The following is a 17,728-nucleotide window of genomic DNA, read 5'->3' on the forward strand; positions in this document are numbered from 1 at the left end:
TGATTAGTGAAGCGCCAGAAGAACGATGCCGCGGATGCCGAAGCGATCGTTATCGCCGCGCAGCGACCTGAGATGCGCTTCATCACGCCGAAGGCAGAGGAACAGCAAGCGCAAGCGCTTCTGTTCCGCGGAAGAGAGCGACTTGTGCGTCAGCGTACGGAGCTAGTGAACGCGCTGCGCTCAATCCTTTACGAGTTCGGGCATCCGACTCCGCAGGGCATCGGGCATTTGAAGCAGATTGAGGCGATCGTCGAAGCCGAGAACAGCGATCTGCCAGTACTGGTTCGCGAGGAGTGCCTTGATCTTCTGCTGCAGGTCGCCGAGAAGACGCAGCGAATTGAGACCAGGACCAAACAGATCGGCGCTCTGGCAGCACAGACTGACACCGCGCGTCGGCTGCAAACGATGCCGGGCATCGGACCGATGAGCGCGTTGGCCGTCGAGGCTTTCGCACCGCCAATGGAGAGCTTTCGACGCGGGCGAGACTTCGCAGCGTGGTTGGGCTTGGTGCCGCGGCAGCACTCGTCCGGAGGAAAAGAGCGGCTTGGGCGCATATCGAAGGCCGGACAAGCCGACATCAGGCGGTTGCTGATCATGGGAGCAATGTCTCGTTTGAACTGGCTCGGGCGAAAGACGATCTCGGAAAGATCGTGGCTGTCCCGGATGTTGGCTAGGAAGCCGAGGATGCTTGTGGCCATTGCGCTGGCAAACAAGATGGCGCGAGCGATCTGGGCCATGCTGACGAAGGAGGAGGACTATCACAATCCGGCGCAGGCTGCTGCTGCATGACGGAGGTGCAATGCGGGGCAGTTTAGTGTCGATGACGGAGGTGTGAGAACGTCGATGACCCATATGGGCAAAATGATCGAACAGATCTGGATCAGGAAAACCAGTTCGGGGCTAGGAGCCATTCAGCTCGCTGAATAGATTTGGACCTGATCCGCTGATCACCATATCGGCCAGCGGCTTCCAAAGTGCCGCATTTGAAGGCCTGACAGAAGACCGCACTCGATCACACCTCAATGGCTCAGAAACTTCTTGCATCACGGGCGGCAACCACAGAAGCCCCTAGATTTGTAGACGCCTTCTTTCCTAATTTTGAGGCAGGAAGAGCATCATGAGCAAAACGAATTTCACCGAAGAATTTAAGCGCGACGCTGTTCGCCAGATCACCGAGCGAGGTTATCCGGTTGCGGAGGTTTCGCAGCGCCTCGGCGTGAGCCAACATTCCCTGTATGAATGGAAGAAGAAGTTTGCTGCGTCGAACGCCAAGCCCTTTTACTGGACGAGATCACGTCTGCACTCGATCCAGAACTTGTCGCAGAGGTCCTCGATATTCTTCGTGATCTGGCAGGGCAGGGAATGACAATGATCCTCGCTACCCACGAAATGCAGTTCGCAAAAGAGGTCTCGAACCTCGTCGTCTTCCTGGAACAGGGCCGACTCCTCGAGGCCGGGCCGCCGGCCCAGATCTTCGGATCCCCTACCCAGGAACGCACGCGCGCATTCCTTAAGCAGATCATCGACGCAGGGCGTCTCTAAGACAGGCACCAATCCTGCCTGTCGAGACTGGCGATTACCAGTGGCCCGGTGGAGGCCGTTACGCGGCCCTCGCTTCTGATGCAGGCAGTGCGCGAGGCGGCGGGCGAGTTACTGGAGGGGAGGACGGAGGCTGCCTCTCAGTAAGGAAGCCCGACATAATTCTCCGCAAGCGCGGTGGAAGCGGCGCGCGATTGCACTAGGTAATCCAGCTCCGCTTCCTGAACGCGCTGGCCGAAATCCTCCGTGTCGGGAAAACGATGCATCATCGTCGTCATCCACCAGGAGAAGCGCACCGCCTTCCAGACGCGGGAAAGCGCCTTCTGCGAATAGGCATCGATGCCGGCTTCAGACCTGTCGCGATAAAACTCGATCAGCGCCTCGCTCAGATAATGCACGTCGCTGGCGGCGAGGTTGAGGCCCTTGGCGCCCGTCGGCGGTACGATATGGGCGGCGTCGCCGGCCAGAAACAGACGGCCGAACCGCATGGGTTCGCTGACGAAGGAGCGGAGCGGCGCTATGGATTTTTCAAAGGAGGGGCCGGTCACCATGGCATCCGCCTGGTTTTCCGGCAGGCGGCGGCGGATTTCATCCCAGAAACGCTCATCGCTCCAGTCTTCCGGCCGGTCCTCCAGCGAACATTGAATGTAATAACGGCTGCGCGTGCGCGACCGCATGGAGCAGAGGGCAAAACCGCGCGGGTGATTGGCATAGATCAGTTCATGGTTGACGGGCGGCACGTCAGCCAGAATGCCAAGCCAGCCGAAGGGGTAGACCTTCTCGAATTCCTTGATCGCGCCTTGAGGCACGGATTTGCGGCTCACCCCGTGGAAACCATCGCAGCCGGCGATGAAATCGCAATCGATCCGATGGGTTACGCCCTCTTTCTGATAAGTGACATAAGGGCTTTCGCCATCGAAATCATGCGGCTCGACATCAGATGCATCGTAGATGGTTGAGAGGCCGGCCGCTTCGCGTACATCCATCAGGTCGTGGGTCACTTCGGTCTGGCCATAGACCATCACGCGTTTGCCGCCGGTCAGGTCGAAGAGATCGATACGGTGGTCGCGACCGTCAAAGGTCAGCGAAAAACCGTCATGCGGCAGGCCTTCCCGGCGCAGGCGTTTATCCGCGCCGACCTTTTCCATGAGTTGCACCGTGCCTTCTTCCAGCACGCCGGCGCGGACACGGCCGAGAATGTAATCCTTGCTGACCCGGTCGAGAATGACGGTCTCGACGTCGGCTTTCGCCAGAAGCTGGCCAAGCAACAGCCCAGATGGACCGGAGCCGATGATGACGACCTGTGTACGCATTGTTTCCTCCCGAACTTGTCTCCGGTCAAGAAATTGACCAAGCGATGCGGGAAGCTCAATGGACTTTCCGGTCCGTAAATTGCACAATCCGACCATCAGGCGCAGGAGGGAGCGGAGTTGCGGGTGACTGCCAATGAAGGGCTCTATGGCGAAGAAGCTGCACAGGGCAGCGATTTTCGCTTCCATTGCGAGACGCTTTTTTCGCGGAGCAGCCTGCACCGCTTTGAAATCGGCCTGCATCGCCACTCTGCTTTTTTGCAAATCTTGTACATTTTTGGCGGCGAGGGCGATGCCTTGCTGGATGGCCGCATCGAGCCGATCCGCCCGCCGGTCGCCATCATCGTGCCACCCGGTTTCGAACACGGCTTCCGTTTTTCCCGCGATATTGGCGGCGTGATCGTCACAATGCTGCAGGGGGCGCTGCCGGCATCGGTGCAGGCGCTTCTGCTGCGGAATTTCTCCCAACCGGTGCTTCTGCCCTTGCAGTATTTTGCCGATGGAGAAGGAGTGCGAAGCGGGTTCGAACGGATTTCCGCGGAATATGAGGCCCGCGAGCTCGGTCGCGACGCGATGATCGAAGGTCAGCTTGCGACCGTCGTCGCGCTTCTTTCACGGGCGGCGCGGCCGCTTCTGGAAACCAGCGGTGAGGGCCTGGCGGAGCAGCGTTTCGAACGGTTGCTGTCGCTGATCGCCCGCCATATCCGCGAGCCGCAGAAAGCCGGTTTTTATGCGAGGAAGCTCGGCCTTTCGGAAACGCACCTCAACCGGCTTGTCCGTTCGGTTTCCGGGCTCAGCCTGCAGCGGCTGATTGCCAAGCGCCAGATCGAGATCGCCCAGCAGGAACTGGTCTTCACCGTCTCCAGCGTACAGATGATCGCCGAGGGTCTTGGATTTGCCGATCCCGCTTATTTCAACCGCTTCTTCAGGCGGGAAACCGGCATGACGCCGCGCGCCTGGCGGCTCGCCGAGCAGCGCAAGATGGGCGATACCGGCGCGCGGCAGACGCCGCTTCAGGCCAGCATTCTCGCCAGTTCCCGCTGAACGGCAACGAGTGCGGGCAAATATCGCTCCACAAGATCCCCCATCGTGGCCATCGAGGCGGCGAGCCCGACATTGAGAGCGGCGATCGTCTGACCACGCACGTTTTTCAGCGGCACGGCGATGGAGCGAAGCCCGATTTCGACTTCCTGATTGATCAGCGCATAACCGCGATGGGCGGTCACCCCGATTTCGACGAGCAAGGCGTCCATGTCTGTGATCGTCTTTTCCGTACGGGCGACGGGCCGGGAGGCTTCGAGAATGTTGCGCTGCCGCTCGGGCGTTTGCACCGAAAGCGGAACGCGTCTGCTTGCGGCTTGGTGATTTACTGACTCCGGTCCTGTCTGCGCATGGGCCACCATGAAGACATTGCTCTCATATCCTCGATGACCACGGAGGGCATGTAGAATGGCTGACAACTGCTCTTATCTGGCGCGGCCGTTGACCGACTATCCAATGGTCCGTTCCTCTCCGACCCGACCGACCGAAGCACGTTCCTCCTTGGCCGCTCACCTGAGGGGCCACTGCTACAATTCTTCAACTTTGGATCTGCGGGCAGGGCTGCTGCCGGTCCAGCCCTTGAAAGCCCGTGAGAACACAGTCGATTCGGCGTAGCCAAGCGCCGCTGAAATCTCTTCCATTGATACATTGCCCTGCGCCAAATATGCAGTCGCCATCTGCTCGCGATAAACCCTCAAAATCGCACGCAACGACGTCCCCTCGTCCGAAAGGCGTCGTTGGAGAGTGCGCGGGGTGATTCCCATTTCCGAGGCAAGGTCGGCCAATTCGACAGACGAGATTCCCAATCGAACGCTTATCAGTGCCTTAACTTGCTCGGTAGCAGACATCTCCTGGTTGCTCGCCGCTATGACAGAGGCCATATGCTGGTTTAGGATGTTAATGAACTCTCGGTCCTCAACCCTGTACTGTCGATCGGCGTCAGAAGGGTCGATAATTATGCAGTTCCTATTCTGGGTGAATTGAATCGGCGCACCGAAGATGCGCTGCAGCGCGGCTTCTTGGCCAACAGACCCGTGCTCGAAATGGACCTCTAGGGGCCTCCAGTTGCCGTCAAAGGCGGTTCGGAGTTGACTGCATATGCACGCGAGAGTGAATTCCGTGTCCTGTCGCAGAAGGTTCCTTGGCCTTATGTCATCGTGGATTTTATAACTGCACATCAAACCTTCCGGGGAGACCTGGACCGAAAATGTTGTGGCCGTCTGAAACGCTGTGGCGTAACGTGCATAGTAACTCAGAGCCGATCCGATTGAACTTGCTTGCATTAGCAGCAATCCGATCGGCCAGAGATCTCCCGGGCGCAACGCGAACCCGAGTCGAGCGCCCAGCACTGGGTCTTCAAACGTCCTCGCGGCGTCTTCAAAAAACTCAAGGTAATCACGCATGTCGACACGTGCATTCGGATCGCCGATGCGCGCATCCGAAAGGCCGTGACGCGTGAGCAATTCTTTCAGGTGGATGCCAGCGCTTGGAAGGTTCTGGATAATCGCCTGCAAAACGAACACCCGGATGGATGCGGTTCGGTGCGTGGTGTTAGGCGCCATGTGTCCTCCGTTTCGCGAATTGTCGTGAATTGTCATCTTCCTGGCATGCTCTGTAATGGACCCGGCGCACAGCGCGCGCATCATACACTAACAAAAATCAAGCAAACTTGCAGGGGAACCACATGTCAGATAACGAAGTATCTAAATTTGGGAAACGAAGCCTCGCAGCCAACTCAGTCGGAGTGGCGCATATTGTTTTCTTTGTCGTGGCCGCTGCGGCGCCCATGGCTGCGGTAGTCGGTGCCACACCTCCTGCCTTTGTCTTCGGTAACATTGGCGTTCCCGGCGCGTTCATTTTGGTGGGGCTACTATACCTTATCTTCTCCGCTGGCTTCACGGCTATGGCACGCCATGTGAGCAGCGCGGGCGGATTCTATGCCTACATTTCTAAGGGACTCGGCCGACCATTCGGCGTGGCGGGCGCATTCCTCGCGATGGTGACCTACTTTGCCATCCAGATCGGGGTCTACGCCCAAGTCGGTGTCTTCGCTCGTGCAGCCCTGGAGCCATTGGGGATCGGTCTGCCTTGGTGGTCCTGGTCGCTTCTCGTACTGGCGGCGGTCCTCTGGTGCGGCCAGCGGCATATCGTTTTCTCCGGGCGGCTCCTCGGCATCTGCATGATAGCGGAGCTGCTGATCTTGTCGCTGTTCGCACTTGGCGTGGTCCTGTCCGGTGGTGGCAGCGAAGGCTTGACCGCCTCGGGCCTACAACCGTCCGACGTCTTTGCGCCGGGACTTGGTGTGACGCTGATATTTGTCGTTAGCGCTTTCATTGGTTTCGAGGCGACTGCCATATTCGGGGAAGAGGCCGCTCATCCGGACCAGGCAATTCCACGAGCAACCGTCGCGGCCGTCATTATCATCACCGTGTTCTACGCATTCGTCAGTTGGGCAGTCATTCAGTATTATGGGTTCTCCGCCGTTGCCGCCAAGGCGGGCGAATCGATGGAGAACTTTTATATCGGCGCGATCGCCGGAGTGCTCGGCGGCTGGTCCACCGTGGCCGTGAACATCCTGCTGCTGACAAGCCTTTTTGCTTGCTTGCTCTCGTTCCACAATACGCTCAACCGGTATTTCTATGCGCTCGGTCGGGATGGCCTCTTGTGGACCGGGCTCTCGTCCGTCCACCACGCGAATGGCTCGCCGAATGTAGCCGGCCGCGTTCAGTCTATTCTTGTCGCCGCTGTCCTCATAGGCTTTTCCCTCATCGGCGCTGATCCCTACGCGGTCGTCTATGCCTGGACTTTGGCCTTCGCAGGTATCGGCATTCTGGCTGTCCAAGTCCTGGTATCGATCTCCATTGTCTCCTTCTTCCGGACGGAACGACGCGGCTTCTCGACTATGCGCGTGGTGATCGCTCCGGCTGTCTCAGGCATGGCCCTTGCTGCCGCCTTCTTTCAGGTCTCGAGAAACCTGCCGCTGCTCACCGGCAGCGAGAGCCCGATCGTGACCTCCTTTCCAATATGCGTAATCCTCATCGCGGTGGCTGGCATTCTTATCGCCCTGCACATCCGACGCACCAACCCCGCCCTATACGACCGGCTCGACCGCACCTTCGCCGAGGCGACGGCCGAGACCTGAGCCGTTGCTTCGGCCGGTAACCACCCAGCCGAGCATCGGAGCCCACGTAAGACAATGACCCATTCCGGGATGGACTGAGTTCGTGCCCTGAAATGAACGGAGCAAAAAATGAAACTCGACTATGAGACGTCTCTCCAGAACTTTTCGGAGACATTCCATCTTTCCAAAATCGAGACACGGAAGGGCAGAGACTTCGTTCCCGGCGGCTTCAGCAGACGAACCTTCAATTATGGTCCTCATGCGGTTTTCGCCGAGCGCGGCGAGGGGCAGTACATCCATACGATCGACGGACAGAAGCTTCTCGACCTCAACAACAATTTCTCCACTAATGTCCTAGGCCACAATCACCCCGCGGTCATTAGGGCTATCGAGGAGCTTCTTTCTTCCGGGTTCTCGTTTGGCAACCCAACTGGCCACGAGCTCGAGCTTGCGGAATTGCTTTGCGATCGCATTGAGTCGGTCGAGCAAGTAAAGTTCTTTTGTTCCGCCAGCGAGGCCTGCCTCGGCGCGATCCGCATTGCGAGGGGGTATACAGGCAGGAAGAAGATCGCCAAGTTCGAAGGCGGCTATCATGGCTTTACCGATGACCTCGCCATCTCCACGCATCCAAGCCCGACCAACTTTCCCGGTCCCGACTTCAGTCCGAGGTCGGTCCCGGACTCCGACGGCATTCCTGGGTACAAGATCGATAATGTCATCACTTTGGTTCAAAATGACTATAGGGCGTGCGAGAGCATTCTGAAACGGCACGCCGGCGACATCGCGTGCATCATCATGGAACTTCAGTCTTGCGCCGGCGGTATCGTCTCCCTCGACAAGGAGTTTGTGCGCAAGTTTGGCGATCTCGCGAAGGAACTCGGCATCCTGCTGATATTCGACGAAACGATCACGCTGCGTGCCGCCTACGGCGGTCTGCAGAGCCTCTACGAGACCAAGCCGGATCTGACAGTCATGGGCAAAATGATTGGTGGCGGCCTTCCGATCGGCGCTGTCGGGGGTTCGCGCCAGATATTCCGTGTCGTCGAAGAAAACCAGGTCATGATGTCAGGTACTCACCATGGCCATCCGATGGCCTGTGCGGCCGGTCTTGCAACCATGAAGGTCATGGACCGTGACGCCTACCAGAAGCTCAACGCGATGGCGAACTCGGTCCGTGATGAGCTGAATTCGTGGTCGAAGGAGAAACGCTATCCCTTTGTCGTGTTCGGTGGCTTTTCGGTCCTCGGCTACGCCTTCACCAAGGAGCCCGGTCAGACGATTAAGACGCACAGGGATTACTGGAACAAGATCGATGACGAAAAGATGACGATCTATGCGTTGGAGATGGCGACGCGCGGCTATTTTCCCGTCCATCGCGGACAACTCGGCCTTACGCTTCCTATGACGGAGGAAGATATCGCTGGGTATATCGAGACCACAAAAAACATCATCACTGAAATTTACGCGCCGAACTAAGTGCGAGGACCCCGTCAGCGCCCCGACAGGTGGAGGATGTCCCAGCCCTGGACAAGCCGGCGCGACCCAGGCGGCCTAAAATGTCCGGTTCGACTCTTTACAGGGTAAGCGGTGTTCTCAGACCACGGCCTTGAGGATCGGCTTCTCGGCATAAGCCCAGGGCATAAGGTCATCGATCCGGCCGTTGGGATGGCCGTTGACGACCCTCGTGATCACGTCGGTAAGATAGGCCATGGGCTCGACGTCATTGAGCTTGGCGGTTTCGATGAGCGAGGCGATGGTCGCCCAGTGCTCAGCGCCCGCATCAGAACCAGCGAACAACGCATTTTTCCGATTGAGGGCTATAGGCCTGATGGAACGCTCTACGGTGTTGGAGTCGATCTCGATACGGCCGACATCGATGAAGCGGGTCAGCCCGTCAGAACGTGAGAGCGTGTAGCGGATGGCTTCGGCGAGCTTGGTCTTCTGGCTGATGAGGGCGAGCTGCTCGGTCAGCCAAGGCGCGAGGTCGTCAACGATCGGGCGGCTCTTGTCCTGCCGGACGGCGCGGCGTTCCTCGTGCGTCCTGCCGCGGATATCGTCCTCGATCTTGTAGAGCTCGGCGATACGCCTGAGCGCTTCGCTGGCGATGGGCGCAGGACCGGCGGCCGACAACTCATAAAATCGCCGTCGCACATGGCTCCAGCAGAATGCCAGAGACACGCTGTTGCCGGCGGCGAGCGCTCGATAGCCCACGTATCCGTCCACCTGCAGGACGCCGACGAAGCCATTGAGATGCGCCATTGGGCGTTCGCTCTTGCGATCAGGCGCATAGACATAGACGACGCCGGGCGGATCGGCTCCCTGCCATGGTCGGTCATCGCGAGCGTATGCCCATAGCTGCCCGGTCTTCGTCCTTCCCCGACCCGGATCGAGCACCGGGGCGGTCGTCTCGTCGGCGAAGAGCTTGGACGAGGCCTTCAGATGCTCGAGCAACCTTTGATGAACCGGGCGCAGGTGCCAGGCAGCGCGACCGACCCAGTCGGCAAGTGTCGAGCGGTCGAGGTCGATCCTCTGGCGCTTGTAGATTTGCGCCTGTCTGTAGAGCGGCAGGTGATCGGCGTATTTGGAAACCAGCACCTGGGCGACGGTCGCTTCAGTCGGAATGCCACCTTCGATCAACCGCGCGGGAGCTGCCGCCTGGACGACGACTTCCTCGCAGGCCCGGCATGCATATTTGGGACGACGCGTTACCAGAACGCGGAACTGGGCTGGCACGATGTCGAGCTTCTCGCTGACGTCTTCGCCGATCCGATGCAGGCCTTTGCCGCAGCAGGGGCAGTCATGGCTCTCGATGTCGATGACCACATCGATGCGCGGCAGATGGGCAGGAAGGGCACCACGGTTTGTCCGCCGCTTGGCAACCCGCTCCCGGCGCAGATCGCTCGATGCGTGCTCCTTGTCTTCCAGACCGTCCGCCTCGACCTGCTCGGCTTCCTCGAGCCCAAGGAGAAGCTGATCCTCTGGAAGCGTCTCGGCGCGACGGCCAAAGCGATGACGCTGCAATTCCTTGATGATCTGGCGCAGCCGGGCATTCTCCGCCTCGCGCGAAAGCACCATGGCCTTGAGCGCGTTCAGGTCGTCGGGAAGCTCGTCGGCCGTCATCGTCATGGAATGACAACAGCATAATCGGCCAACCAAAACGAGGGCGTGGATGAGGCTGATTCAATTGGTCGCGGCGGCTATCCAGCCGTCTGCGGGACACGCGCCTCGATCGGCGCATGAACGCGCTTCCAGTCCAGCCCCTCGAACAAGGCCGAGAACTGGGCGGCCGTCAGGCGCATCGCACCGTCCTGCATTTTGGGCCAATGGAACTCGCCATCCTCAAGCCGCTTGGACACCAGGCAGACGCCGCTGCCGTCCCAAAAGACCAGCTTGATCCGATCCGCGCGCTTGGCTCGGAACACGTAGATCGTGCCGGAGAACGGGTCGGCACCCATCTCGGCCTTGACCAGCGCCGCCAGGCCCTCCGCACCTTTGCGGAAGTCGACAGGTCGGGTGGCGACCATGACCTTCACCGCTCCGGAAGGCCCGATCACGACTGCGCCTTCACGGCCTGAATCACCGCGGCAATCGTGGCGGCGTCCGCACCGGAGGCGATCCTGACGATCGCCCCGCCGATCTCCAATTCGATTGCGCCGCTGCTCGACTTCTTTCTCGAGGCACGCGCCGGTTCCGGCTCTTTCGCTTCAGGCTTCGTAGGCACGTCAAGGATCGCTGGCGCAAACATCGGAACGACCTCGACGACCGGCACAGCTTCGAGCGGCTTGCGGGCGAGCCGACGCCACGTGAACAATTGCTGCGGGGTCAATCCATGACGCCGCGCCACTGCGCAAACCGTCACGCCCGGCTCATAACTCTCGGCGACGATCTGCGCCTTGCGCTCGTCGCTCCACTCCCGCCGTCGGCCGCTTCCCGTGAAAACCTCAAACCGGCGCACCGGCTCTTTATCGCTGGATGTAAGCGTAAGCTCTGAAATCGACATATGTCCAAGCCCTCTTTCGGGCTCAACATCGTCAATCACGCCGTGATCCGAAAGGTGGGTGCAAAACACCGCTTACTTTACAGGAGCTTGCATGAGATCTAGATATATGTGTGACTGAGACGGATACATATGTATGTGCCTATGTCATGCCAATCGCATAAGGCGATCTCCTCTATGACTGTTCCGCGTCGAGAAAGGCAAGATTGTCGAACATTGGGACATGTCAGAAGCAATTCCACCGAGGTCCGGATCTAATCTCTAGGAGTCCCATGCCCAGATTTTTGGAGAAGCACCATGACAACGACATCGGTTATCGAAGTTGTAACCCTGACCATTCGCGACGGCCTCTCGATTGAGCAGTTTTCGACTCTGGATCAGACCGTGGAGCGAGAACATGTTGCTTTGCAGCCAGGCTTTATCTCGCGGGAATCTGCTCCGGGAGAGAGCGGGACTTGGCTTGTTATCGTGGACTGGGCGCCCGTGGCGGATTCGGAGGCTTCTATGTCTTCGTTCTCTTATGCGGCGGCCGCTTCGGCTTTCATGAACGCCATTAAACCAGACAGTATGGTTATGACGCGCTATGGAGGTACCTTAGCGTAAAGTTTCATATTGCGCCGAATTTTGATTCAGAATCGATAGAGCCGATATGACCTGATTGCTTCGAGTGGTGCGTGATCCAGTCATTACTATCCACACGCCCAGGTCTATCGCACGCGTCTTTAATTGGCGCGTGCTGAACGGCATGTAAGGGTGCTGCTGCCGAGAGCCCCACGGTGCGACGTGGCCGTCCTCCAAAATCTCGCATTTGCTTCAGCAAAGGGCTTAGCACGATCGCGATCTGATCGACGGCGCACTTCTCCAAGCTGCCTCTCCCTCCTATGACGCGGTCGCGGTGGATATGATCCCAACTTGCCTCAATCAGGCTGTGGTTTCGCGCTTATATGCCCTAGCGCTTCGCAGACGGCATTGCGTAGCGGCAACTCCGCCTTAGGCTGGCAACGGGGCGCATGTATAGTTCGCCGACCCGCGGTGCGCTCTGACACGCGCTCGCATTAACGGCGCAAGTACGCGAGCACCATGTCTACCGCTTGCTCGCGTTGGCCGACAATATGTTTCGAACTCTGAAAATCCTCGTCCAATACAATCGAAAGCGTATGCGTGTTCGAAAAATAGAAATACCCCAAAGCCGAAATCGAGACGTATAGATGTTTTAGATCGACGTTTTCTCTGAACAAACCCTGTTGTTGGCCAATTCTAATAACGTTGCTGAGCTTTTCCAGGAGTGGTGTATACAGAAGTTTGATGCTGAGGGCTTGCTTCAAAAAACGTGCATTCTGTACGTTCTCGTGAGTCATCATCCTTACGATCTGCGGGTTATTGGCAAACGTATTGAAGGTCGATTCGACAAGTTTCCGCATGGAATTGACGGGGTCGTTCTCATCGAGGTCGATCTCGTGCTGGGATGCACGAAGCCGCTCATATGTATGTGACAGGCTTGCTATGTATAGCTCATCCTTGCTTGTGAAGTATTTGTAGATGAGGCTTTTGTTCGTTTGAGATTGCTCGGCAATCGCGTCAATGCGCGCCCCATCAAATCCCCGCTCGGTAAACTCGTCGATAGCGCACTCAATTATGTGCTGTTGCGTCCGGCGCGGATCGCGAATTCTCTTCTTTTTGGCTCCCACCTCGGTCTCGATACGCATTCCCTGATCCAATACGTTGTGAATGCCCCGTGAACAGGGCTTCGAAACAAACAATTAATCCGAAACCAAGCCGCCACGCAAATCGCTAGATCCTGCGCGTGATTATCGCCGTTTCGTCAGTTAAGTTGCTGATATCGCAACATAAACGAACTAAATTCATGCCCTCCAAAAAAATTCTGTTGACTCATTTCGACAAAGGGACTAGCTCTCTCGTTAATAAACTAAATAGTTCTATAACGAACAAAAATGGGTGCGTCAATGAAACTGGGTGGGAATCCATTGAAGATATCGCGCAGGGCCTTTCTCGGATTTTCCATCGGAATGGTCGCTGCGCCTGCTATCGGTCGTCCGCAAGGCCTTCAGCCGTTGTCGGCGCGCATGGACTTCGCCCCCTGGGGCGTTCAGGCGGCCATGCATCTCTGTCAGGTTAAGGGCTGGTTCAAGGATGTCGGCCTTGAGGTCGATGTGCAGGACGGCCGAGGTTCGGGCAACACGCTGCAGCTGGTAAATGCAGGCCAGGTCGATGTCGGACAGGTACAGTTGGGCCTCGTTCCGCAAGCGCGCGTCAAGAGTGCGCTAGTAAAAGGGATTGCCGGATTTGGTCGCGCCACTGACCTAGCCGCGGTTGTCGACCGGGATTCCGACTACAAAACGGTCGCCGATTTCAAAGGCAAGAGCATCGTCTGTTTTGCTGCAAGCCCATGGGCGCCCTTCATTGATTTCTGGCTCGCGCAGGGCGGCTTGGATCGCTCCACCGTGGAATTGCTTCTGGTTGATCCGGCCGCGCTCTGGAGCACCTATACGACACGCCGCGCGGATGTGATCCTCTCAACCGGACCGTCGATCATCCCTCCAGCGGAAGCCGTGCGACCGTCGAGAGGCATCCTGGCCAGCGATGCGGGCGTGAACTTTCCGAGCTATGGCCTGATTGCAAGCGACGCGACGATTTCAAAGCGAGGTGATGCCCTCAAGGCGCTTGTGGCATCCCAGCAGAAGGCCTGGGCGTATCTACGCGATGGAAACGCGGCGGAAGGCGCTGAAGCTATGATACAGCAGCGTCCGAATGCAAAATTGATCAAGGACGTCCTTATCCGTCAGATCGATATGACCATCGAGACCTTCAATACCGAAGCCACCAAAGGCAAGCTGATCGGCTGGCAGGCCGAGGAAGACTGGCAGGCCGCTCTCGGCACAATGGAAAAGGCAAGCGCAATCCCATCGGGCCTCGCGCTCTCCGACATTTTCACCAACGAATTCATCGGGTGAAGCCACGATGCTTGATCAGGTCAGAGACAACTACATCCAGGTTGCCGACGTCGACAAGCGCTATGGCGGCAACGAGGGTTTGCTCGTTCTAGAGAACATAAACCTCGACATTAAGAAGGGTGAATTCGTCAGTATCCTCGGTCCCAGCGGCTGCGGCAAAAGCACCTTGCTCAAGTGTATCGCGGGGCTGGAACCAATTTCCGGAGGCGGCATATCCACGCGGGGGCAGGCCATCAATGGTCCGCCGCACGGTCTTGGAATGGTGTTTCAGCGGGACATGCTCCTCGATTGGCGCACGATACTCGAAAACGTTCTTTTCACGGTCGAAATCAAGGGCAAGGTAACTGCTGAGATGAAGGCGCGTGCCAGCGCGCAACTCGCTCGCTTCGGCCTTGGTGGATATGAAAATAAACGGCCATGGGAATTGTCAGGTGGTATGCGCCAGAGAGCGTCAATCTGTAGAGCCCTCCTGACAGATCCCGACATTCTCCTGATGGATGAACCGTTCGGAGCGCTTGACGCCATGACACGTGACGACCTCAACGTGGAGGTGGCGCGCATCTGGCAGGAGACGCACAAGACGATCCTCTTCATCACGCACAGCATCAGCGAAGCAGTTTTCCTCTCGGATCGCGTGGTGATCCTTGATCGGCATCCCGGGCGGATCGTCGAAATCCTCGATATCGACCTCCCACGTCCGCGCGAACTGTCAGTGCGGGAGACCCCGGAATTTGGTCGTTATAGCGGTCACATCCGCCAGGTGTTCACGAAGCTGGGGATTTTCAAGAATGCGTGACAAGACATCAATCGCCGCCCGCTTACTTCCCGGCTTCGTTATGCTGGTTTCCGCACTGGCTGTCTGGGAGCTGTCCGTAAGGTTCTTTGCGATTTCGCCGATCCTGCTCCCGTCCCCCTCGGCGGTTTGGGCGGAGTTCTGGAGAATGCCATCATTCTTTTTGTACAATGCAGGGGTGACCTTGGCCGTAACCGTGATTGGTTTTCTTCTTGCGACAGTTTTCGGGGTTCTACTGGCAATCGTCATCGTATCGTCGAAGACGCTTGAACGACCAGTATTTTCTTTCCTCGTGGCCCTGAACTCAGTGCCTAAAGTCGCACTGGCACCGCTTTTTGTGGTCTGGATGGGTATAGGACCGGAACCGAAAATCGCCATTGCGGTCATGCTTGCGATCTTCGCCATCGTAATCGACACGGTACTTGGCCTTCGATCCGTCGACCCCGACATGATCAATCTGGCGCGCGTCGGCCGCGCCAGCAAGTGGCAAATTCTCACGAAAATCCGGCTTCCCTGTGCTTTGCCGAGCATGTTCGCCGGGCTGAAGGTGGCGATCTCGCTAGCGCTGATCGGCGCAATCATCGGTGAGTTTGTCGGCGGCTCCTCAGGGCTCGGATTCGCAATTCTCTCGGCACAAGGGCAATTCGACACGCCCGGCCTGTTCGTCAGTCTGGCGCTCCTCATCGCAATGGGATCGCTGTTGTTCAACATCATGGAAGGGATAGAGCGGCTGTCGATCCCTTGGCATACGTCAGTCCGCTCTCACTGACCAAGAAAATTCACCTACAAACCACCCAACGGACGGGGTTTACCCCGGCTGCGGGAGAACTTGACCCGATAAACGGCGCGGATGCGCAGGAGGCAAACGATGGACAACGCACGCATTGGCGTTGATATTGGCGGAACTTTCACCGACTTGGTGCTATTTGGTGACGCTGGCGAAACCTTTTTCACGAAGGTCCCCTCGACACCCGCCAAGCCTGAACAGGCTGTCCTGACCGGTATTCGTCAAATCACGGAGACGGCCGGCCTGGACGTTAGCAAGGTGGCTGAAGTCGTTCATGGCACGACAGTCGGTTCAAATACGCTTCTGCAAAAGGTCGGGGCCAAGACGGGCCTCATCACGACCAAGGGCTTTCGCGACGTCTTAGAAATCGGCCGCGTTCGCACGCCGACCATGTTCGATCTGAGCTGGGAAAAGGCCGTGCCCCTGATTGCGCGCCGCTACCGCCTGGAAGTTGACGAGCGTTCGACCGCCGACGGTCGTGTGCTCAAGCCGCTCAACGAGCAGGAAGTTATCGAGATCGGCCGCTTCTTCGAAAGCGAGGGCGTTGAATCCGTCGCTATCTGCTTCCTGAACTCCTACCGCAATCCGGAAAACGAGACGCGCGCGCTCGAGGTGATGAACAAGCACTTCCCGAACATGTGGGTGACCGCGTCCGTTTCCGTTTTGCCGGAAATCCGCGAATACGAGCGCACCTCCACGACGGCGGTTAACGCTTACGTCCTGCCGTCGCTGCGCGCCTACTTCGAACGTCTCGAAAACGGACTGCGGGAAATCGGCGTCTCGGCGCCCCTCCTGATCAGCAACTCCAACGGCGGCCTTTCAAGCGCTAAGATGGCGCAGGAAAAGCCGGTCTTCTTCATTTCCTCGGGCCGCTCCGCCGGTGTGGTTGGCGCTGGCCGTCTCGGCGAGGCCATGGGTGAAAAGGATCTCGTGGTCTTCGATATGGGCGGAACAACCGCTTCCGCCTCGCTAATCCACAAGGGCGAACTGTCGCGTGCCAACGAATACGAGTTCCGCGCCGGTATTTCGACGCCGAGCCGCTTCATCAAGGCCGGCGGCTATCTCATGCGCGTGCCGACCGTCGACGTTGCCGAAGTTGGCAGCGGTGCGGGCTCCATCGCAAGCATCGACGAAGGGGGCCTCATGCACGTGGGCCCGCTGTCGGCTGGCGCCGATCCTGGCCCTGTCTGCTACGGTATCGGCGGGCAGTCGCCGACCGTCACGGACGCCAACGTCGTCCTCGGTTTTCTGCCTTCAGCGCTCGCCGGCGGCAGCATGAAACTTGACGTTGAAGGTGCTCGCGCGGCCATAAAGCGCGACCTCGCCGACAGGCTGGGCCTGTCGATCGAGGACGCGGCTTTCGGCATCCGTGAAGTGGTCAACATCAACATGGCTCGCACGATCAAGGCAGTCACAGTAGAACGCGGCGTTGATCCACGCGACTTCGCGATCCTTGCCTTCGGCGGATCTGGCCCGGTGCACGCCTGCGACCTAGCACGTACGCTCAACATCTCCCGCGTCATATTTCCGAAATCTCCCGGCGTCTTCACGGCGACCGGTATGCTGGCCGCCAAGGTGGAGCGCTACTTCCTGCGCAGCCTGAACGGCATGCTGGACCAGCTTCCGATCGACCAAGTCAACAGCCTGCTCAGGGACATGCGTGCGGAGGCCGTAGCCTCGCTTGCCGAAGAAGGCTACAGCCCCGAACAAATCGAATGCGGCTTCGAGGCCGATCTTCGCTTCAAGGGCCAGGATTTCGAACTCCCGATTGCTCTGCCGGAAACGGTCACAGAGCGCGATCGCGATCTGCTTCGTGCGGCGTTCCTTGAGGCCTACAAGGGGATCTACGGCTATGCCTCGGACGATAGGGTTGAGATCGTCAACATTCGTCTGAACGCGAGCGGCAATCAGGGCAATCGGCTGAGCTTCGTTCCGCATGCGCCGGACACTGCCACAGCAGAAGCCACGAGCCGCAAGATCTATCATTCTCGCACGGACGGCTGGGTGGATACGCCGATCTACGAGCGCAGCACCTTCAAGGGTGGCGTGCAGGGACCGCTCATCATTCAGAGCCCGGACACCACCATCGTCATACCTCCGCGTGCCACCGCTGACCTCGACGCCTTCGGCAACGTTGTCGCCACACTTGCTTGAGTCTTTCGGAAGGA

15 protein-coding genes and 3 pseudogenes are annotated in these 17,728 nt (G+C 58.3%); 11 read left to right on the top strand and 7 right to left on the bottom strand.

Annotation, left to right across the window (positions count from 1 at the left end):
* Positions 1–6: 6 nt before the first annotated feature.
* The 3 pseudogenes from ACST81_RS25720 to ACST81_RS25730 all read left to right on the top strand — a co-directional run.
* Positions 7–789, top strand: a pseudogene (locus tag ACST81_RS25720) (IS110 family transposase); the annotation flags it as partial.
* Positions 790–1,117: 328 nt separating this feature from the next.
* Positions 1,118–1,270, top strand: a pseudogene (locus ACST81_RS25725) (transposase); the annotation flags it as partial.
* Between the two features lie 5 nt (positions 1,271–1,275).
* Positions 1,276–1,542 (top strand): annotated as a pseudogene (locus tag ACST81_RS25730) (peptide ABC transporter ATP-binding protein); the annotation flags it as partial.
* 137 nt (positions 1,543–1,679) lie between these two features.
* On the opposite strand, the gene pobA reads toward ACST81_RS25730, so the two are convergent.
* On the bottom strand, positions 1,680–2,852 hold the full coding sequence (gene pobA / locus ACST81_RS25735) for a 4-hydroxybenzoate 3-monooxygenase (protein WP_269703567.1): 1,173 nt from the start codon (positions 2,850–2,852) through the stop codon (positions 1,680–1,682).
* Positions 2,853–2,969: 117 nt separating this feature from the next.
* Between pobA and ACST81_RS25740 the strand changes: the two genes are divergently transcribed.
* Positions 2,970–3,893 (top strand): helix-turn-helix domain-containing protein, encoded by a 924-nt coding sequence (locus tag ACST81_RS25740; RefSeq protein ID WP_305765333.1) that lies wholly within the window; start codon positions 2,970–2,972, stop codon positions 3,891–3,893.
* On the opposite strand, the gene ACST81_RS25745 is transcribed toward ACST81_RS25740, so the two are convergent.
* Positions 3,863–4,252: an IclR family transcriptional regulator domain-containing protein gene (locus ACST81_RS25745; protein ID WP_305765334.1), complete on the bottom strand. Its 390-nt coding sequence runs from the start codon at positions 4,250–4,252 to the stop codon at positions 3,863–3,865. The two genes, ACST81_RS25740 and ACST81_RS25745, sit on opposite strands and share 31 nt — an antisense overlap.
* Positions 4,253–4,417: 165 nt before the next feature.
* On the bottom strand, positions 4,418–5,452 hold the full coding sequence (locus ACST81_RS25750; protein WP_269703573.1) for an AraC family transcriptional regulator: 1,035 nt from the start codon (positions 5,450–5,452) through the stop codon (positions 4,418–4,420).
* Positions 5,453–5,574: 122 nt separating this feature from the next.
* Between ACST81_RS25750 and ACST81_RS25755 the strand changes: the two genes are divergently transcribed.
* On the top strand, positions 5,575–7,032 hold the full coding sequence (locus tag ACST81_RS25755) for an APC family permease (RefSeq protein WP_142859712.1): 1,458 nt from the start codon (positions 5,575–5,577) through the stop codon (positions 7,030–7,032).
* A gap of 108 nt (positions 7,033–7,140) precedes the next feature.
* Entirely contained in the window at positions 7,141–8,487 is a 1,347-nt protein-coding gene (locus ACST81_RS25760; protein WP_142859710.1) for an aspartate aminotransferase family protein, read from the top strand.
* A 117-nt stretch (positions 8,488–8,604) separates the two neighbouring features.
* Here ACST81_RS25760 and tnpC read toward each other — a convergent pair whose 3' ends face one another.
* The 3 genes from tnpC to tnpA all read right to left on the bottom strand — a co-directional run bounded on the left by tnpC (position 8,605) and on the right by tnpA (position 11,050).
* Positions 8,605–10,137, bottom strand: coding sequence for an IS66 family transposase (gene tnpC / locus ACST81_RS25765; RefSeq protein ID WP_269703576.1), 1,533 nt, complete (start codon positions 10,135–10,137; stop codon positions 8,605–8,607).
* Positions 10,138–10,208: 71 nt separating this feature from the next.
* Positions 10,209–10,565: an IS66 family insertion sequence element accessory protein TnpB gene (tnpB, locus tag ACST81_RS25770; protein WP_133675562.1), complete on the bottom strand. Its 357-nt coding sequence runs from the start codon at positions 10,563–10,565 to the stop codon at positions 10,209–10,211.
* Entirely contained in the window at positions 10,562–11,050 is a 489-nt protein-coding gene (gene tnpA / locus ACST81_RS25775; RefSeq protein WP_206666272.1) for an IS66-like element accessory protein TnpA, read from the bottom strand. Before tnpA ends, tnpB begins: the two co-directional genes overlap by 4 nt.
* A gap of 255 nt (positions 11,051–11,305) precedes the next feature.
* Between tnpA and ACST81_RS25780 the strand changes: the two genes are divergently transcribed.
* On the top strand, positions 11,306–11,611 hold the full coding sequence (locus ACST81_RS25780; protein WP_142859707.1) for a hypothetical protein: 306 nt from the start codon (positions 11,306–11,308) through the stop codon (positions 11,609–11,611).
* Between the two features lie 452 nt (positions 11,612–12,063).
* On the opposite strand, the gene ACST81_RS25785 is transcribed toward ACST81_RS25780, so the two are convergent.
* Entirely contained in the window at positions 12,064–12,714 is a 651-nt protein-coding gene (locus tag ACST81_RS25785) for a TetR/AcrR family transcriptional regulator (RefSeq protein WP_236774510.1), read from the bottom strand.
* 411 nt (positions 12,715–13,125) lie between these two features.
* Between ACST81_RS25785 and ACST81_RS25790 the strand changes: the two genes are divergently transcribed.
* The 4 genes from ACST81_RS25790 to ACST81_RS25805 all read left to right on the top strand — a co-directional run bounded on the left by ACST81_RS25790 (position 13,126) and on the right by ACST81_RS25805 (position 17,714).
* Positions 13,126–13,980 (top strand): ABC transporter substrate-binding protein, encoded by an 855-nt coding sequence (locus ACST81_RS25790; RefSeq protein ID WP_438754706.1) that lies wholly within the window; start codon positions 13,126–13,128, stop codon positions 13,978–13,980.
* 7 nt (positions 13,981–13,987) lie between these two features.
* Positions 13,988–14,776, top strand: coding sequence for an ABC transporter ATP-binding protein (locus ACST81_RS25795; RefSeq protein WP_142859701.1), 789 nt, complete (start codon positions 13,988–13,990; stop codon positions 14,774–14,776).
* A complete protein-coding gene (locus tag ACST81_RS25800) occupies positions 14,769–15,542 on the top strand; it encodes an ABC transporter permease (RefSeq protein ID WP_142859699.1) in 774 nt (257 codons plus the stop codon). The genes ACST81_RS25795 and ACST81_RS25800 overlap by 8 nt, the downstream gene beginning before the upstream one ends.
* Before the next feature lie 99 nt (positions 15,543–15,641).
* Positions 15,642–17,714: a hydantoinase/oxoprolinase family protein gene (locus ACST81_RS25805; protein WP_142859697.1), complete on the top strand. Its 2,073-nt coding sequence runs from the start codon at positions 15,642–15,644 to the stop codon at positions 17,712–17,714.
* Positions 17,715–17,728 lie beyond the last annotated feature (14 nt).

The sequence above is a fragment of the Pararhizobium sp. O133 genome, from assembly GCF_051669845.1.
Lineage (GTDB): Bacteria > Pseudomonadota > Alphaproteobacteria > Rhizobiales > Rhizobiaceae > Pararhizobium.

Bases quoted from the DNA above. Each gene is read 5' to 3' on its own strand.
- ACST81_RS25745 (WP_305765334.1), bottom strand. From the start codon at position 4,252: ATGGTGGCCCATGCGCAGACAGGACCGGAGTCAGTAAATCACCAAGCC.
- ACST81_RS25785 (WP_236774510.1), bottom strand. From the start codon at position 12,714: ATGCGTATCGAGACCGAGGTGGGAGCCAAAAAGAAGAGAATTCGCGAT.
- ACST81_RS25780 (WP_142859707.1), top strand. From the start codon at position 11,306: ATGACAACGACATCGGTTATCGAAGTTGTAACCCTGACCATTCGCGAC.
- ACST81_RS25790 (WP_438754706.1), top strand. From the start codon at position 13,126: ATGCATCTCTGTCAGGTTAAGGGCTGGTTCAAGGATGTCGGCCTTGAG.
- ACST81_RS25795 (WP_142859701.1), top strand. From the start codon at position 13,988: ATGCTTGATCAGGTCAGAGACAACTACATCCAGGTTGCCGACGTCGAC.
- ACST81_RS25800 (WP_142859699.1), top strand. From the start codon at position 14,769: ATGCGTGACAAGACATCAATCGCCGCCCGCTTACTTCCCGGCTTCGTT.
- ACST81_RS25760 (WP_142859710.1), top strand. From the start codon at position 7,141: ATGAAACTCGACTATGAGACGTCTCTCCAGAACTTTTCGGAGACATTC.
- ACST81_RS25750 (WP_269703573.1), bottom strand. From the start codon at position 5,452: ATGGCGCCTAACACCACGCACCGAACCGCATCCATCCGGGTGTTCGTT.
- tnpC (WP_269703576.1), bottom strand. From the start codon at position 10,137: ATGACGATGACGGCCGACGAGCTTCCCGACGACCTGAACGCGCTCAAG.
- ACST81_RS25755 (WP_142859712.1), top strand. From the start codon at position 5,575: ATGTCAGATAACGAAGTATCTAAATTTGGGAAACGAAGCCTCGCAGCC.
- pobA (WP_269703567.1), bottom strand. From the start codon at position 2,852: ATGCGTACACAGGTCGTCATCATCGGCTCCGGTCCATCTGGGCTGTTG.
- ACST81_RS25805 (WP_142859697.1), top strand. From the start codon at position 15,642: ATGGACAACGCACGCATTGGCGTTGATATTGGCGGAACTTTCACCGAC.